At 43.1% G+C, this 14,497-nt stretch carries 19 protein-coding genes; 7 read left to right on the top strand and 12 right to left on the bottom strand.

Annotated elements, in window-relative coordinates:
- Nucleotides 1-5 precede the first annotated feature (5 nt).
- The 12 genes from mgtE to J8Z24_RS15405 form a co-directional block, all read right to left on the bottom strand.
- Nucleotides 6-1,364, bottom strand: coding sequence for a magnesium transporter (gene mgtE / locus J8Z24_RS15460; RefSeq protein ID WP_125251181.1), 1,359 nt, complete (start codon nucleotides 1,362-1,364; stop codon nucleotides 6-8).
- 516 nt (nucleotides 1,365-1,880) lie between these two features.
- Nucleotides 1,881-2,153, bottom strand: a complete 273-nt coding sequence (locus J8Z24_RS15455) for an HPr family phosphocarrier protein (RefSeq protein WP_252095643.1) — start codon at nucleotides 2,151-2,153, stop codon at nucleotides 1,881-1,883.
- Nucleotides 2,143-3,015, bottom strand: coding sequence for an RNase adapter RapZ (gene rapZ, locus J8Z24_RS15450; protein ID WP_128730847.1), 873 nt, complete (start codon nucleotides 3,013-3,015; stop codon nucleotides 2,143-2,145). Before rapZ ends, J8Z24_RS15455 begins: the two co-directional genes overlap by 11 nt.
- On the bottom strand, nucleotides 3,008-3,466 hold the full coding sequence (locus tag J8Z24_RS15445) for a PTS sugar transporter subunit IIA (protein ID WP_125251178.1): 459 nt from the start codon (nucleotides 3,464-3,466) through the stop codon (nucleotides 3,008-3,010). Before J8Z24_RS15445 ends, rapZ begins: the two co-directional genes overlap by 8 nt.
- Before the next feature lies 1 nt (nucleotide 3,467).
- Nucleotides 3,468-3,755, bottom strand: coding sequence for a ribosome hibernation promoting factor (hpf, locus tag J8Z24_RS15440; RefSeq protein WP_010376661.1), 288 nt, complete (start codon nucleotides 3,753-3,755; stop codon nucleotides 3,468-3,470).
- A 29-nt stretch (nucleotides 3,756-3,784) separates the two neighbouring features.
- Nucleotides 3,785-5,284, bottom strand: a complete 1,500-nt coding sequence (locus J8Z24_RS15435) for an RNA polymerase factor sigma-54 (RefSeq protein WP_252094948.1) — start codon at nucleotides 5,282-5,284, stop codon at nucleotides 3,785-3,787.
- Nucleotides 5,285-5,330: 46 nt separating this feature from the next.
- Complete coding sequence (gene lptB / locus J8Z24_RS15430) at nucleotides 5,331-6,056, bottom strand: LPS export ABC transporter ATP-binding protein (RefSeq protein WP_125251176.1); 726 nt, start codon at nucleotides 6,054-6,056, stop codon at nucleotides 5,331-5,333.
- Nucleotides 6,053-6,607 carry a lipopolysaccharide transport periplasmic protein LptA gene (gene lptA, locus J8Z24_RS15425; protein WP_128730848.1) on the bottom strand — a complete coding sequence of 185 codons (555 nt, stop codon included), beginning with the start codon at nucleotides 6,605-6,607 and terminating at the stop codon, nucleotides 6,053-6,055. The genes lptB and lptA overlap by 4 nt, the downstream gene beginning before the upstream one ends.
- Nucleotides 6,597-7,151, bottom strand: a complete 555-nt coding sequence (gene lptC, locus J8Z24_RS15420; protein WP_176033138.1) for an LPS export ABC transporter periplasmic protein LptC — start codon at nucleotides 7,149-7,151, stop codon at nucleotides 6,597-6,599. The genes lptA and lptC overlap by 11 nt, the downstream gene beginning before the upstream one ends.
- Nucleotides 7,148-7,699, bottom strand: coding sequence for a 3-deoxy-manno-octulosonate-8-phosphatase KdsC (kdsC, locus tag J8Z24_RS15415; RefSeq protein ID WP_125251213.1), 552 nt, complete (start codon nucleotides 7,697-7,699; stop codon nucleotides 7,148-7,150). Before kdsC ends, lptC begins: the two co-directional genes overlap by 4 nt.
- On the bottom strand, nucleotides 7,699-8,670 hold the full coding sequence (locus tag J8Z24_RS15410; protein ID WP_128730850.1) for a KpsF/GutQ family sugar-phosphate isomerase: 972 nt from the start codon (nucleotides 8,668-8,670) through the stop codon (nucleotides 7,699-7,701). Before J8Z24_RS15410 ends, kdsC begins: the two co-directional genes overlap by 1 nt.
- A gap of 9 nt (nucleotides 8,671-8,679) precedes the next feature.
- Nucleotides 8,680-9,639, bottom strand: coding sequence for a calcium/sodium antiporter (locus tag J8Z24_RS15405; RefSeq protein WP_125251172.1), 960 nt, complete (start codon nucleotides 9,637-9,639; stop codon nucleotides 8,680-8,682).
- A gap of 174 nt (nucleotides 9,640-9,813) precedes the next feature.
- Here J8Z24_RS15405 and J8Z24_RS15400 point away from each other — a divergent pair, with 174 nt between their 5' ends.
- The 7 genes from J8Z24_RS15400 to murA are packed head-to-tail and all read left to right on the top strand — an operon-like array spanning nucleotide 9,814 to nucleotide 14,471.
- Nucleotides 9,814-10,614, top strand: a complete 801-nt coding sequence (locus J8Z24_RS15400) for an ATP-binding cassette domain-containing protein (protein WP_176033140.1) — start codon at nucleotides 9,814-9,816, stop codon at nucleotides 10,612-10,614.
- Nucleotides 10,615-10,616: 2 nt separating this feature from the next.
- The gene (gene mlaE / locus J8Z24_RS15395) at nucleotides 10,617-11,396 is read left to right on the top strand and encodes a lipid asymmetry maintenance ABC transporter permease subunit MlaE (RefSeq protein ID WP_128730851.1); all 780 of its coding nucleotides are present in this window, start codon (nucleotides 10,617-10,619) and stop codon (nucleotides 11,394-11,396) included.
- A 13-nt stretch (nucleotides 11,397-11,409) separates the two neighbouring features.
- A complete protein-coding gene (gene mlaD, locus J8Z24_RS15390; RefSeq protein ID WP_125251169.1) occupies nucleotides 11,410-11,955 on the top strand; it encodes an outer membrane lipid asymmetry maintenance protein MlaD in 546 nt (181 codons plus the stop codon).
- Between the two features lie 2 nt (nucleotides 11,956-11,957).
- Nucleotides 11,958-12,644, top strand: a complete 687-nt coding sequence (locus J8Z24_RS15385) for an MlaC/ttg2D family ABC transporter substrate-binding protein (RefSeq protein ID WP_125251168.1) — start codon at nucleotides 11,958-11,960, stop codon at nucleotides 12,642-12,644.
- A complete protein-coding gene (locus J8Z24_RS15380; RefSeq protein ID WP_125251212.1) occupies nucleotides 12,631-12,936 on the top strand; it encodes an STAS domain-containing protein in 306 nt (101 codons plus the stop codon). The genes J8Z24_RS15385 and J8Z24_RS15380 overlap by 14 nt, the downstream gene beginning before the upstream one ends.
- A 5-nt stretch (nucleotides 12,937-12,941) precedes the next feature.
- Entirely contained in the window at nucleotides 12,942-13,199 is a 258-nt protein-coding gene (locus J8Z24_RS15375; protein WP_099643171.1) for a BolA family protein, read from the top strand.
- 12 nt (nucleotides 13,200-13,211) lie between these two features.
- Entirely contained in the window at nucleotides 13,212-14,471 is a 1,260-nt protein-coding gene (gene murA / locus J8Z24_RS15370; RefSeq protein WP_125251167.1) for a UDP-N-acetylglucosamine 1-carboxyvinyltransferase, read from the top strand.
- Nucleotides 14,472-14,497 lie beyond the last annotated feature (26 nt).

Genomic DNA, 14,497 nt, shown 5'->3' with positions numbered 1-14,497 from the left:
CATTGTTAAACGAGCAGCCAAGTTGCAGTGCCAAGGAATGCAAAAATTCCGACAATATCAGTGACTGTTGTTAGCACCACACTTCCTGCTAGAGCAGGGTCGATATTCATTTTTTTCAGCATAATTGGGATACTTGCACCAGCAATACCCGCTGCGACTAAATTCATAAACATAGCGAAGGCGATGACTGCACCGAGTGTGAAATCCCACTGCCACACTGCAATGACACCCGCGATTAACAACGACCATAGCAACCCATTTAACGCACCAATGGCCAGCTCTTTACCCATTAAAAACTTCTGGTTGGTTTGATTGATATGACCAAGGGCTATACCACGAATAACCAGTGTTAACGTTTGACTACCTGCAACCCCACCCATACTTGGTACGATGCCATTTAGTACTGCAAGGATTGGCAAAATATCTAAAGTACCTTCGAAAAAGCTGGCGACGAATGCTGCCATTAACGCTGTAAGCAAGTTTATGCCCAGCCAAATTGAACGGCGCTTGCTACTTTTAAGAACAGGAGCAAAGGTGTCTTCCTCGTCCTCAAGACCGGCCATACTTAATAGACTGTGCTCGGCATCTTCACGAATAACATCGACCACATCATCAATGGTAACACGGCCGAGAAGGTGGGCATTATCGTCAACGACAGGAGCTGAAATCCAGTTATGACGCTCAAACAGTTGTGCAACCTCAGATTCATCCATGGAGATAGGAATGGTTTCCTTATCTTCATCCATCAACTCGCGAACAATACTATCTGGTGAATTAGTGAGTAAAATATTGACAGGTAGCGTGCCTAAAAAGCAGTTATCTTTATCCACGACATACAGCTCATCAGTACCATCAGGTAGCTCACCTTTGAGGCGAAGGTACCTAAATACCACTTCCAAAGTGACATCTGGCCGTATAGTGACCGTATCTGTGCTCATCAGAGCGCCAGCGGAGTTCTCCTTGTAGGATAATGCCTGTGTAGCACGCTCTCTATCCTGTGTATCCATCGCACCGATAACATCCTGATAAACGGTATCAGGAAGGCTACGAAGGACATCACCTAAGTCATCATCATCCATGTCTTCGGTTGCAGCTGCGATAAGCTCAGGTTCCATCTGAGCGATGATCCCCAGCCTTACATCCTCAGACAGTTCCTCGAGCACATCCCCTTGAATATCTGGGTCAACAAGTTGCCAGAGCATAGAGCGAACTTTATGAGGTGATGACTCTAGCAGGAGTGCGGTATCACAAGGAGCGGTTTCTGCTAGCATACGCCTTACTTGAACAAACTGACCACTGTTTAAGGCTTTGGTAACCTTTTGAAGTTGCTCCAGTGTATAGTCTTGTTCAAATACTTCAGGCATACGCGTCCTTTTTGATAATGTTGACAGTAAATGATAGTGTTTTGCTCGCCCCAACATGCTGTAATGTATTCAGAAACCATGTCTTGTAAAAATGTGACACAATATATTTCCGTGGGTGGGCTGCCGGTTTATTCTAGCTTTATTTATTATAAATGAATTACCACCTCAACCGACTCAAAACTGGGATATACCATACTAGCTTCGTTTAGCCTCATGTATCGAAATAATCAACCTCAGCTTAGGAGCATTAATTTATTCTAAATAAGAGTTTTTTAACGCAGTTACTAGCGTCAGGCTTACCCCTTCAAATTGAGCAAGTATTAAGACAGTTGGTATCACGCCCTTCTAGCAGCCAGTTTTAGCGCTAACAGCCACTACAGTGTAACGCAGTTTTCTTTGTTCTACCAAGGTTTACAGGCGAGTAGGCGAGACTTATTTAATTGAATTTGCGTATCGAAGTGTAGCACATGTTATATGAATTGGTGCTGACACAATACCTGTTACGGTTGTGGGGAGTTATTCTGATTCATTGAACTTATTATGGATCAGCATACCGATAGCATCCAGTGCGGGCTGCGCATCAGGGCCGCTACACACAACTTTAACTTCTTTACCTCGGCTGCTCTCCAGAAGTAGCAGTGCCAGAACGCTATCCGCTGACGCGCTTTTATCGCCCTGATATAAAGTCACCTCTGCATCAAACTGAACGGCAAGCTGAGCCAGTTCAGTCGCTGCTCGAGCATGTAATCCAAGCTTATTTTGGATTAAAAATGTATCTTCACACATTATTCTCTTGCTCACGATGGCGGATTTTTACGTTAGAGTGTGTTTTTGCAAAGCGCTCACCAATCGTTTGTGCTAAATAAACAGAGCGGTGCTGGCCACCAGTACAGCCTATAGCTATGGTTAAGTAGCTACGGTTGTTTCGTTCAAGGTGTGGCAACCAAGTTTGGACAAACGTTTGAATTTGCCAAGTAAATTTCTGCACTATGCTATGACTTGAGAGATAGTCTTTTACCGGCTGATCTAGCCCCGTTAATGGCTTTAGCTCTGGTTCCCAGTGCGGGTTTGGTAAAAAACGCGCATCAAATACGTAATCTGCTTGTTTTGGAATACCGTGCTTGAAGCCAAAAGACTCAAAGGTAATGATAAGTTGTTTATTTTTCTGACCTAAAATCTTTTCACGAATATCTTCTGCCAGTTGGTGCACGCTAAGGCTGGTAGTATCAATTAAGAAGTCAGCTCTAGTCGTCAATACATCTAACAGCTCACGCTCTTTTTTAATTGCAACGTCTAAAGGCAGGTTGTGTATTGATAATGGATGCAAACGGCGCGTTTCTGAAAAACGTTTAATGAGCGTCTGATCATCGCTGTCTAGATAAAACAGGATTGGTTTAGCAAAACCTGGTAAGTACTCGAGTATATCGTTGAACTCATCTTGTTCTTTGGGGAGGTTGCGGACATCGATACTAACAGCAACTTTGTTGTAGTTGTCAGAAACACTACGAACTAAAGAGGGGAGTAAATTAACCGGAATATTGTCGACACAATAGTAGCCTAAATCTTCTAATACTCGAAGTGCTACAGACTTACCAGAACCAGAACGGCCACTGATAATGATAAGCTCGAGTCCTTTTTCTTCATCACTCATCAAATTCACCTTGGATCACTGCATATAACTCATCGTCATTTTTCGCTTGCCTGAGCATTTTGCAAAATGACTTATTTTTGAGTGTATCAGCAATCGCAGCTAAGGTCTTTAAGTGTTGTTGATTATCTCCTTCAGGTACGATGAATGCGACAAAAATATCGACAGGCTGTTTGTCGATCGCCTCAAACGGGATCCCTTGTTCGCTTACCAAGACCATCGCCAGTATTTTATCAATACCTTCAAGTCGCCCATGAGGAATTGCGATCCCTTTACCTATACCTGTACTTCCCAGCTTTTCTCGTGCCATAAGGGCATCTAAGATAGTGTGCTGGCTGGTATCAGGGATTTGGCTATGCGCTAATTCGCTAATGTACTCGAGAATACGTTTTTTGCTACTAAAAAGGACCGCAGCTTTGCTACAGTCCTTATTCACTAATTCACTTAATTTCATTTTAGTGTCGAGTGAGCTTCTCTTTGTGTTTAATTACTTGACGGTCTAGTTTGTCAATCAGGCCATCAATTGCTGCATACATGTCTTGATGCTCTGTTGATGCAAATAGCTCGCCGCCATTTACGTGCAATGTTGCTTCTGCTTTTTGAACTAGTTTTTCGACATCAAGGATCACATGAACGTTATTGATATGATCAAAGTGCCTCTCAAGCTTCGCAAACTTGTTGGTGACATAATCTCTTAAAGAGTCAGTGATTTCTACATGGCGACCAGTTAAATTTAGTTGCATAAGCATTTTTCCTTCTTGTGTTTAACGTCTTATATCAAGCTTTTACGCTGATTTGACGGTGGAATGGCTAGGGATTCACGATATTTTGCAATCGTGCGTCTCGCTACCTTAATTCCTTGTTCAGCTAAAATATCTGCAATTTTGCTATCACTTAATGGTTTAGCAGTGTTTTCCGCAGCTATTAGCTTTTTGATGAGTGCTCGTATTGCTGTTGAGGAGCACTCACCTCCATTTTCGGTACTGACATGGCTTGAGAAGAAATACTTCAGCTCAAATATGCCCCTTGGTGTGTGCATGTACTTTTGGGTGGTGACACGAGAAATCGTAGATTCGTGCATATCAACCATCTCTGCGACATCGTTTAACACCATAGGTCTCATCGCTTCGGGGCCATGTTCAAAGAATGCCTGTTGTTGTTGCACAATGCAATTGGTAACTTTCAATAAAGTGTCATTGCGACTTTCTAAGCTCTTAATAAACCACTTTGCTTCTTGAAGGTGTGAGCGAATAAACTGGCTATCAGTACTCGATTTAGCAGTTCTCGACATCGCAGCGTAGTGGTCATTTACTCTAATCTTAGGCATCGCATCAGGGTTTAGCTCTACAACCCAGCGGCCTTTCACTTTTTTTACCGACACATCTGGAATAACGTATTCTGGTTCTTCATGAATAATACTCGCAGCTGGCTTAGGGTTAAGACTGTGGATCAGCGTCATAACTTCTTTTAGCTCAGCTTCTTTTAAGCGTGTTTTTTTCGCTAAGGTACGGTAATCACGGCTCGCAAGTAAATCAATGTGCTCGGTCAGGATCATCTTGGTTTCGGTGATCCACGGTGTGTCAGGTGCAAATTGATTTAACTGAATACATAAACATTCTTGCAAACTTCGTGCAGCAATACCGACAGGGTCAAACAACTGGATACGTTTAAGTACGGCTTCGACTTCATCCAACTCTACCGGCTCTTCACTGTTTTCATCATTGATACTTTCTAAAATATCTTCACAGGAAAGCGTTAAAATGCCAGACAGATCTACCGCTTCGATGATGGCAATAGCAATGGCTCTATCTGTTGGGCTAAATGGCGTAAGTTCTAACTGCCACATTAGGTAGTCGTGTAGTGATTCGGAAGTCTCTCCCTGGTAGACGTTATCATCATCAGGTAAAGGAGCTGCGCTTGATGCTGGTGCAGCACTCATATATTCATCCCAAGTCACATCCATGGCAAGATCATCACTAACCGTTTCTTTGCTCATGGCGGTATCTGAGTCCATTTCATACTCGCTGACAGGCGCTTCATCTGAGCTTTGCTGACTATCGTCCGTATTATTTTTATCTTGGCTGTGTTGTTCAGTACTTTCTGCGTCTGCGGTATCGCTTTCTTCCACTTCCAATAGTGGGTTGCTGTCCAACGCTTCTTGTATTTCTTGCTGTAGATCCAACGTACTAAGCTGCAACAGGCGTATGGCTTGTTGCAGTTGTGGAGTCATTGTAAGTTGCTGCCCCATGCGCAGCTGTAATGATTGCCTCATGTATCTCTAACAATCCCTTTTAACAGTTATTAATACTACGTCTTAACTATAGCTTGAATTGTTCGCCTAGGTAGACATCTCTTACGGTTTGATCCGCTAAAACATGTTCTGGCGTACCAGCGGCGATTAATTCACCGTGTGAAACGATGTAGGCTTTTTCACATACGTCCAGCGTTTCTCTTACATTGTGGTCGGTGATCAGTACACCGATCCCACGATTTTTAAGGTGCTCAATGATTGTCTTTATATCTAACACTGAAATTGGATCAACGCCAGCAAAAGGTTCATCTAACAAGATAAACTTAGGATTAGCGGCTAAAGCACGAGCAATTTCTACCCGTCTTCTCTCTCCTCCAGATAATGCCATCCCTTGAGAATCACGGATGTGTTGGATATTAAATTCATCCAACAACTCATTAAGCTGAGCTTCTCTTTCAACTTTAGACAAATCTTTGCGGGTTTCCAAAATAGCCATGAGGTTTTGATATACCGTTAGCTTCCTAAATATGGATGACTCTTGAGGTAAATATCCAATCCCTAGGCGTGCGCGACTGTGCATCGGGAGTAGGGTGATATCCTCATCATCGATTTGTATAAAGCCTTTGTCACTTGGTACTAAGCCCACAATCATATAAAAAGTAGTGGTTTTCCCCGCACCATTAGGGCCAAGTAAACCAACGATGCTACCTGCTTCGACACTCAGTCCTACATTTTTGACAACTTGGCGACCTTTATAACTTTTTGCCAAGCCTGTTGCTTTGAGCTCGCTCATGAATTGTTACCTTTTTCCTGTGGATCTTCACTTTTTTCCACGCTGGTGTCAGATTTCTTTTCAACAGGAACCAGAATTGTTCTAACCCGAGAGTCGCCCTGTTCAGAGCGCTCGGCACTAATGAGTTGCTTTTCGATATGATAAGTAATGACTTGTGCACTACTTTTTTGACCCGCTTGCGATATTTCAGCATTGCCAGTAAGTACTAATTTTAATTCGGCAACATCATAGCGAATTTCATTAGCCGCTGCGCGTAAGGTTGTACCATCTGCCTGAGCTTCTTCAAAAACCGCAGGGTTGCCAGTAGCAATTAGTAGCTGCTTATTTGAACCAAGCTCAGCGCGGCGGTGCACTTCCAAACGATCAGCATTGATTTTTCTTGTGCCATGAATAATGACAACGTTTTGCTCGAAAATGCCTATGTTACTTTGCAGTTGAGCTTGCTGACGGCCAGCATCGATAATGACTTCATTTTGCTCTGCAGCAGCTGCGAAAGTGGAACTTGCGAGCAAGCCGACGAAAACTAATTTGTTAATTATTTTACTGGTCATAATAAATTGTCTTTGTATGGTTGATGAGCTCAATCAGCTGTTTTTGCAAGTCTGCATGTAGGCCTTTACCGGTAATTTTAAGGCTAGGGCCTGTGATAATGACGGGGTGTTCTGATTTCATCAACTTTTGTTTAATTTCAACCCTGACATTGTCGGCATTGATAGTACTGATCATTGCGTCTGGTGTGAGGTTTTTTGCTAAAACATCCCCTTCTAAAATCAGGGTGTTGTTCTCGTATAATGTGGCTTCCAATGCGCTTATCTGCCAATTTTGCTCACCGTTATATAATGTAAAAATGGGTTTTGCAAAGTGGCTAAAACCAAGGTCTTGATAAAGTTCCATTTTATCAGCAGTCACATGGTAGTTTAGTAAGCCATTTTCACTGTAGGTAGTCTGCTCTAATGCGGTCGCCACATAATCGGGTTTAGCAAGTGGTTCATCGTCACTTTTCTTGTTGATTTCTGATGCGTTAAACATCGGCGACCACAGCCAAATCATCAGCGCACTAAAAGTAATGAGCAGAATGACACGAAGCACAGTCATGTACTTGACCCTGTAGTGGTAAGAGGGTGGTTTTGGCTGAGCATGAGCAGATCTGTTAACTCTCTGACGGCGCCAAAGCCTCCCGGCATCAAAGTGGTATAGTGGGCAATGCGTTTTATCAGCGGATGTGCATCATTCACGGCGACAGCAAAGCCAACTTGCTCCATCACTGGCAGATCAGGGCCATCATCGCCAATATAGGCAATGTCTGCATCCTTCAGATTAAGCTGCGTTTTTAGTGCTTCATATGCCACTAGCTTGTTTTCTTGACCTTGGTAAATATGCGTTACATTTAAACTAGTCATGCGTTGCTGAACTATTTGTGAATGTCTACCTGTGATGACCGCAACCTCAATACCGCAGTTTACTAGCGCTTTGATACCGAAGCCGTCTTTGGTATTGAATGCCTTTAATTCTTCACCGTTGTTACCTAGATAAATGCGTCCGTCAGAGAATACACCGTCAATATCGCAAATTAAGAGTTTAATTTGAGTTGCTTTTTGCCAAGCATCTGTTGAGATATCTTGATAAAGGTCACTAAACTGCATCATAGCACTCCCGCTCTAAGTAAATCTTGGGTATTCAATGCACCCACAGGGACATTATTCTCGTCAACCACAATTAGTCCATTGATGCGTTTATTTTCCATAATATTTAGCACCTCAGCAGCGAGCATATCGGCGCGTGCGGTGGTACTTTTTGCGGTCATAACTTGTGTGATTGGCGTTGTGTGTATGTCTACTTTTTGTTCTATGATACGGCGCAAGTCACCGTCTGTAAAAATACCTTGCAATTGTGTCTGCTCGTCGACAATCGCTGTCATTCCAAGACTTTTTGCAGACATTTCGAAAAGGGCTTCTTTGACGGTACAGTTGCTACTGACCATAGGAATGGCACTGTCTTTGTGCATGATGTCAGCGACTGTGAGTAATAGTCGTTTGCCTAAACTTCCTCCCGGGTGAGAAAGCGCGAAATCATCGGCAGTAAATCCTCTGGCTTCAAGTAGAGCAACTGCTAATGCGTCTCCCATAACCAGCGTTGCTGTGGTACTTGCTGTGGGCGCTAATCCTAGTGGGCACGCCTCTTTTGACACTTTAACGCAAAGGTGAACACTAGCGTTGCGAGCCATGGTTGAGCTTGGGTTGCCTGTCATAGAGATCACAGGTGCACCTAAACGTTTAATTATCGGTAAGATTGAGATAACTTCTTGGGTTTCACCTGAATTTGATATCATCAAAACCACATCATCTTTGGTGATCATACCTAAATCGCCATGACTAGCCTCACCTGGGTGCACGAAAAAAGCAGGGCTTCCTGTGCTGGCGAGTGTAGCGGCAATTTTATTTCCAATATGACCTGACTTACCCATACCAATAACAATAATTCGACCTTGGCAATTAAACATTATTTTACAAGCTTGCTCAAACTGTTGATCGACAAACTGCTGCACTTCCTCTATTGCTGCAAGCTCAGTAGCAAACACTTGATTAGCAGATTCAATAAATGGGGTCGTTGTCACGTGTATTCCTTAAATGATGTAGTAAATATATCCGATAAAGCAGGCGAGTAACAAACCACCTTCAAAGCGGTTGATACGACGTTTACCAGTAATGCTTAAGCTCATAATAAGTAGCAATAGTGTTGCACCAAGCATAATAAATATATCACGAGCCGCGATATTGGTATCTAATACGGAGGGATTGATGATCCCCGCAATAGACAGTACCGCAAGGATATTAAAAATATTCGAACCAATGATATTACCTAGCGCTAAGTCGTCTTCATTTTTTAATACGCCAGCTACACAGGCTGCGAGTTCAGGTAAACTGGTTCCTACCGCGATGATAGTTAACCCAATCAATAAGTCGCTCATCCCAAAGTACTTTGCAATATCAACAGCTGCACCCACCAGATAATCGGCGCTAACGGGGAGCAAAATCATACCAACAACAAGCCAAAAAATAGCTTTTTGTGTGGGGACATTATCCGGCACCTCTTCACACGCTTCACTAACGAAAGGATCGTCATTGCTGTTGCCGCTGCGTTTGGTAATGATAATTAAGGTAAGGAGAAATGCTGCGAAGCCAATAAGCAGTAATATACCTTCAACAAAACTGAAGTTATTGTCACTGACAATATACCAAGCTCCCAAGGAAACAATGATAAGAAGTGGCATTTCTCGACGTAAAATTCCTGAGCCAACCGAAAGTGGCCGGAGTAAGGCGGTGATCCCAAGGACTAATAATATATTGGCAATGTTAGAACCTACGGCGTTACCAACGGCTGTGTCTGTTTTATCTGCAAGAGCGGCCTGTGCAGCAACCATCATTTCGGGGGCTGAAGAGCCCATGGCGACAATGGTTAAGCCAACAATTAATGTTGGTACACCAAAGTTTCGAGCTAAAGCTGCTGCGCCAAAAACGAAGCGGTCGGCACTCCAAACCAGTGCAATAAAGCCAAGAATGAGAATAACAAACGATAAAACCATGAACCTCTAGCCAATAGGATTAAAATTTCGTTAGATACTACCAAATGCGCCTTGGAAAGTATAAGCAAACCGTCACATTTAACGACTTACAAAATTTTACCAAAACGATTTTCCATCTTGTTTGAAAAAAAAGTATCATACTCCGATGAATATAGTCTTGATCTGGAGAGCGACTTGTCGCAATCAATTGTAGAAATCAAGGATGTAACCTTTTCCAGGGGTGAAAGGATCATCTACAAAAACATGAGCTTTTCCGTACCAGAAGGCAAAATCACCGCAATAATGGGGCCAAGTGGCATAGGTAAAACGACTATGCTGCGATTGATCGGTGGCCAGTTAAAACCTAATAGTGGTGATATTCTTTTTGCTGGAAACAGTATCCCAAGTATGTCCCGTAGTGAATTATATCAAGCAAGAACTCGCATGAGCATGTTGTTTCAAAGCGGTGCGTTGTTCACAGACATGAGTGTCTTTGACAATGTCGCTTTTCCTTTGCGCGAACACACGGAATTGTCAGAAGAGCTCATTCAGTTAGTAGTATTGATGAAGCTGCAAGCAGTAGGACTTCGTGGTGCAAAGGATTTAATGCCTGCAGAGCTTTCTGGCGGCATGGCGAGGCGCGCTGCTCTAGCGCGTGCGATAGCGCTTGACCCCGAACTTATCATGTATGATGAGCCATTCGCTGGGCAAGACCCCATTTCGATGGGGGTGTTGGTACGTTTAATTAAGTCACTAAATGAAGTGTTAGGTCTATCATCCTTAATCGTAACCCATGATGTGACAGAGGTACTGAGTATCGCGGATCATGTTGTCATTATCGCTGAGCAAGGCGTGATAGGTGAAGGGACGCCTGAGCAAATGCTAAAGCATGACTCAGCGCTAGTGCAGCAGTTTTTACAAGGGCTTGCCGATGGCCCTGTACCATTTCACTTCAATGCCCCTGATTATCAACAAGCACTGTTGCAAGGAGAGTAGAGTTGGTCGATTTTCTACAAAAAATAGGTCATAAAACACTAAGTCGCTTTGCTGCTCTTGGTCGTGCAACCAATATGCTATTTGGGGCGTTATTTAGTTTACCTAACTTTCGCAAAGGCACACCGCTATTAATCAAACAACTCTACATGGTAGGTCATCAGTCACTGTTAATTATTATGGTCTCGGGGTTATTTATTGGTATGGTTTTAGCGCTACAAGGCTATACCGTATTAGTAGGATATGGCGCTGAGGATAGCCTTGGGCCGTTGGTGGCGTTGAGTCTACTAAGAGAATTAGGTCCCGTTGTTACGGCGCTGTTATTTGCTGGGCGTGCGGGTAGTGCACTGACTGCTGAAATTGGTTTAATGAAAGCAACTGAGCAATTATCTAGTTTAGAGATGATGGCTATTGACCCATTAAAGCGCGTTATTGCACCACGATTTTGGGCAGGCTTTATCAGTATGCCACTGCTTGCGTTGATATTTTCAGCAATCGCTATCTTAGGTGCACATTTGGTTGGGGTGGATTGGTTAGGAGTCGATTCTGGTAGCTTCTGGTCTATCATGCAATCACAGGTATCGTTCCAAAAAGATATTTTAAACGGTCTTATTAAGAGCTTCGTATTTGCACTATTGGTGACTTGGATCGCGTTGTACAAAGGCTATGACTGTGTCCCTACATCTGAAGGGATAAGTAAGGCGACGACAGAGACAGTAGTACACTCTTCACTGGCTGTACTTGGCTTCGACTTTGTATTAACAGCGGTTATGTTCTCAAGTTAAAAGGTTTTAAAAAATGAATACACGGAAAATTGAAATTTTAGTTGGGCTATTTGTAGCGTTGGGTGTCGCTGCATTTATCATGTTAGCGCTCAAAGTGGCAAACTCAGGCTTGAGTGGTAATGGTGAAACCTACATGCTGCAAGCTAAGTTTGAGAATATCGGTTCACTGAAAACACGTGCACCAATCAAAGTGGGCGGAGTTGTTATTGGCCGTGTTGATGGCATTCAGATACACCCGCAGGAATTTGTACCTGTGGTTTCGATGAGTATCGACAAAAACTATGAATGTCAGTTTTCTGATACTTCATCAGTTTCCATATTAACGTCGGGCATTTTAGGTGAGCAATATCTTGGTATTTCTCCAGTAATTGCCGCTGAGTCAGCTAAGCAAAAGTGTTTAGGTCAAGAAGTGACGAGCGAAGATAGTGTTGATCTTGAGTCTCTCTTCGGGGTGGAAACAAAAGCGCTTAAAGACGGCGATATGATCACAGACACAAAGTCAGCGCTTGTATTAGAAGAGTTGATTGGTCAGTTCCTATTTAATCAAGGGAGCGAGTAAATATGTTAATGAATCTTTATACCAAATGCCTGATTTGGCTAGTTGCCATTATGGTTACGATGTCATTGCAGGCAAAAGAAGTGGACTCAAGCGATCCATATAAAATGGTTGAGCAAGTTGCAGCACAAACTTTTCAGCGTGTAACAAAAGAGCAGAGCATTATCGAAAAGGATAAAGAGCACCTACGTGTTATCGTCGAAGAAGAGCTTTTGCCTTACATCGATTACAAATATGCCGCATATCGCGTTTTGGGATCCTACATTCAAACAGTACGTAACATTGAAGATAAACAGGAAAAAGCAGCTGCAGTTGAGCATATTAAAACCTTTATTGAGGTGTTTAAAAGCTATCTAGTAGCAACGTATGCAGGTGTGTTTACTCAGTATAAAGATCAAAAAGTAGAATTCGGTGAACATCGGCCATTTGATAAAGAAGATATTGCTATTGTAAAAACAAAAATAGTTGAGGCTGGTAAACCGGATATTAAAATTGATTTTAAAGTTAGGCGCGGTAAAGACAATGATTGGCGTGCCTTTGATATGATGGCAGAAGGGATCAGCCTATTAGATGCCAAACAAAGTGAGTTACATGGTATCTTGCGCCAACAAGGTATTGAACATGTGATCCAGTTGTTGGACAAAAAGAGCAAGCTTCCTGTGCAATTTAGAGGGGATGATGGTGACGCCTAAAATTTCATTCACCGAAAGTAAAGGTGAAATCGTGTTAACTGGTGAACTAACAAGAGCGAGTTTACCAAGCGCACTGAAACAGTCGGCTATCGTTCAATTGCTGAAAAATGCACAATCAACCGTCTATTTTGACCTTTCTAAGGTCTCAAGGGTTGACACCGCGGGCTTAGCTTGGTTAATTCACTCTTTAGGTCAATTAAAGCAGCGCGACATTCGTCTCGAGCTGAGAAATACACCTGAGCAACTGCAAAATTTAATGGAGTTGGGGCAGGTGACAACCCTATTTGAGTGAGTCTAATGGAAACAAATCAAGTCGAAACTTTATTAAAAGATGCGCTATCGCTTGACGAAATTATCGTAAAAGCAAACGGTAGTCACTACGAAGTCATTGCTGTTGGAACGTGTTTTGACGGATTAAGAAGGCTAAAAAGGGAACAGTTAATTTATGGACCACTAATGGATACCATCAAAGATGGGACTATCCATGCGGTGAGCATTCGCGCATTCACGCCTGATGAGTGGCAAAAAGAGCGTAAATTTATTCTTCCACAATAACGGGGTGCCGCAATGGATCAGTTTGTTATCCAAGGTGGCACCACTCTTGCCGGTGAAGTCACTATTTCTGGGGCTAAAAATGCAGCCCTTCCTATCCTATTTGCTGCGCTATTAGGCGAAGGTAAAAGCCGTTTTTCTAATGTACCGCACTTACGTGATATCGGTACGACAGAAGCATTACTAAAGACTCTAGGTGCCGAAGTGGAGTGGGATGGCGACACGCTTGAAATCAACGGCGCGACGGTAAACAATGTGCTTGCTCCTTATGATCTGGTGAAGCAGATGCGCGCATCGGTATTGGCGCTCGGTCCTTTGGTGGCTAGATTTGGTAATGCACAGGTATCGTTACCCGGTGGTTGTGCTATTGGTGCTCGTCCTGTTGATCTACATATTTCAGGCCTAGAGAAAATGGGTGCAACCATCAAAGTTGAGAATGGTTATATTCATGCAACGACAGAAGGGCGATTGCGTGGTGCAGAGATCTTCATGGAAACGGTCAGTGTTGGTGCGACCGAAAACTTGCTGATGGCTGCCACACTTGCTGATGGTAAAACCGTATTAGAAAATGCTGCCAGAGAACCTGAAATCATCAATTTAGCCCAGTGCTTGGTTGCTATGGGAGCAAAAATAAGTGGTGCAGGTTCTAGCCGAATTGAAGTCGAAGGTGTAGAACATCTCAGCGGGTGTGAGCATAAGATCCTTCCAGATCGCATTGAAACGGGGACTTTCCTTGTTGCAGCGGCGATGGCAAAGGGCGAGGTGCTTTGTAAAAACACGGATTATCATAGTCTTGAACCCGTTCTTGAAAAGCTTCGAGCTGCCAATGCTATCGTTGAAGTCAATGATGATAGTATCTATGTGGACATGCGTCAGCGCGCGTTGAAAGCGGTAAATATTAAGACTATGCCACATCCAGGGTTTCCAACAGACATGCAAGCTCAGTTTACTGCACTAAACGTAGTAGCAGAAGGGAGCGCAACAATTACAGAAACCATCTTTGAAAATCGCTTTATGCATGTGCCAGAATTGCAGCGTATGGGAGCGAATATTCGCTTAGAAGGGAATACAGCGATTTGTGGCGATACTGCTTCTTTGTCTGGTGCACAAGTAATGGCAACGGACTTACGTGCATCAGCAAGTTTGATCCTCACAGGGATCGTCGCTACAGGTGAGACTATTGTTGACCGTATCTATCATGTTGATAGAGGGTATCAAAAGATAGAAGATAAATTGAGTCGGTTAGGAGCTAATATAAAGCGCCGTAAAACTTGAACTTAATCGTCTGAGTAAAAGCGTCC

Source organism: Pseudoalteromonas sp. SCSIO 43201 (assembly GCF_023716725.1).
In the GTDB taxonomy this organism is placed as follows: Bacteria; Pseudomonadota; Gammaproteobacteria; order Enterobacterales; family Alteromonadaceae; genus Pseudoalteromonas; species Pseudoalteromonas peptidolytica.
Note: the sequence above shows the minus strand (reverse complement) of the source record. Positions and strands in the feature narration are given on the sequence as shown.

What these genes read in the sequence shown, in the direction of transcription:
- mgtE (WP_125251181.1), bottom strand. Translation starts at nt 1,364, where the DNA reads ATGCCTGAAGTATTTGAACAAGACTATACACTGGAGCAACTTCAAAAG.
- rapZ (WP_128730847.1), bottom strand. Translation starts at nt 3,015, where the DNA reads ATGAGTGATGAAGAAAAAGGACTCGAGCTTATCATTATCAGTGGCCGT.
- J8Z24_RS15445 (WP_125251178.1), bottom strand. Translation starts at nt 3,466, where the DNA reads ATGAAATTAAGTGAATTAGTGAATAAGGACTGTAGCAAAGCTGCGGTC.
- hpf (WP_010376661.1), bottom strand. Translation starts at nt 3,755, where the DNA reads ATGCAACTAAATTTAACTGGTCGCCATGTAGAAATCACTGACTCTTTA.
- J8Z24_RS15435 (WP_252094948.1), bottom strand. Translation starts at nt 5,284, where the DNA reads ATGAGGCAATCATTACAGCTGCGCATGGGGCAGCAACTTACAATGACT.
- lptB (WP_125251176.1), bottom strand. Translation starts at nt 6,056, where the DNA reads ATGAGCGAGCTCAAAGCAACAGGCTTGGCAAAAAGTTATAAAGGTCGC.
- lptA (WP_128730848.1), bottom strand. Translation starts at nt 6,607, where the DNA reads ATGACCAGTAAAATAATTAACAAATTAGTTTTCGTCGGCTTGCTCGCA.
- lptC (WP_176033138.1), bottom strand. Translation starts at nt 7,151, where the DNA reads ATGACTGTGCTTCGTGTCATTCTGCTCATTACTTTTAGTGCGCTGATG.
- kdsC (WP_125251213.1), bottom strand. Translation starts at nt 7,699, where the DNA reads ATGCAGTTTAGTGACCTTTATCAAGATATCTCAACAGATGCTTGGCAA.
- J8Z24_RS15405 (WP_125251172.1), bottom strand. Translation starts at nt 9,639, where the DNA reads ATGGTTTTATCGTTTGTTATTCTCATTCTTGGCTTTATTGCACTGGTT.
- mlaD (WP_125251169.1), top strand. Translation starts at nt 11,410, where the DNA reads ATGAATACACGGAAAATTGAAATTTTAGTTGGGCTATTTGTAGCGTTG.
- J8Z24_RS15385 (WP_125251168.1), top strand. Translation starts at nt 11,958, where the DNA reads ATGTTAATGAATCTTTATACCAAATGCCTGATTTGGCTAGTTGCCATT.
- J8Z24_RS15380 (WP_125251212.1), top strand. Translation starts at nt 12,631, where the DNA reads ATGGTGACGCCTAAAATTTCATTCACCGAAAGTAAAGGTGAAATCGTG.
- J8Z24_RS15375 (WP_099643171.1), top strand. Translation starts at nt 12,942, where the DNA reads ATGGAAACAAATCAAGTCGAAACTTTATTAAAAGATGCGCTATCGCTT.
- murA (WP_125251167.1), top strand. Translation starts at nt 13,212, where the DNA reads ATGGATCAGTTTGTTATCCAAGGTGGCACCACTCTTGCCGGTGAAGTC.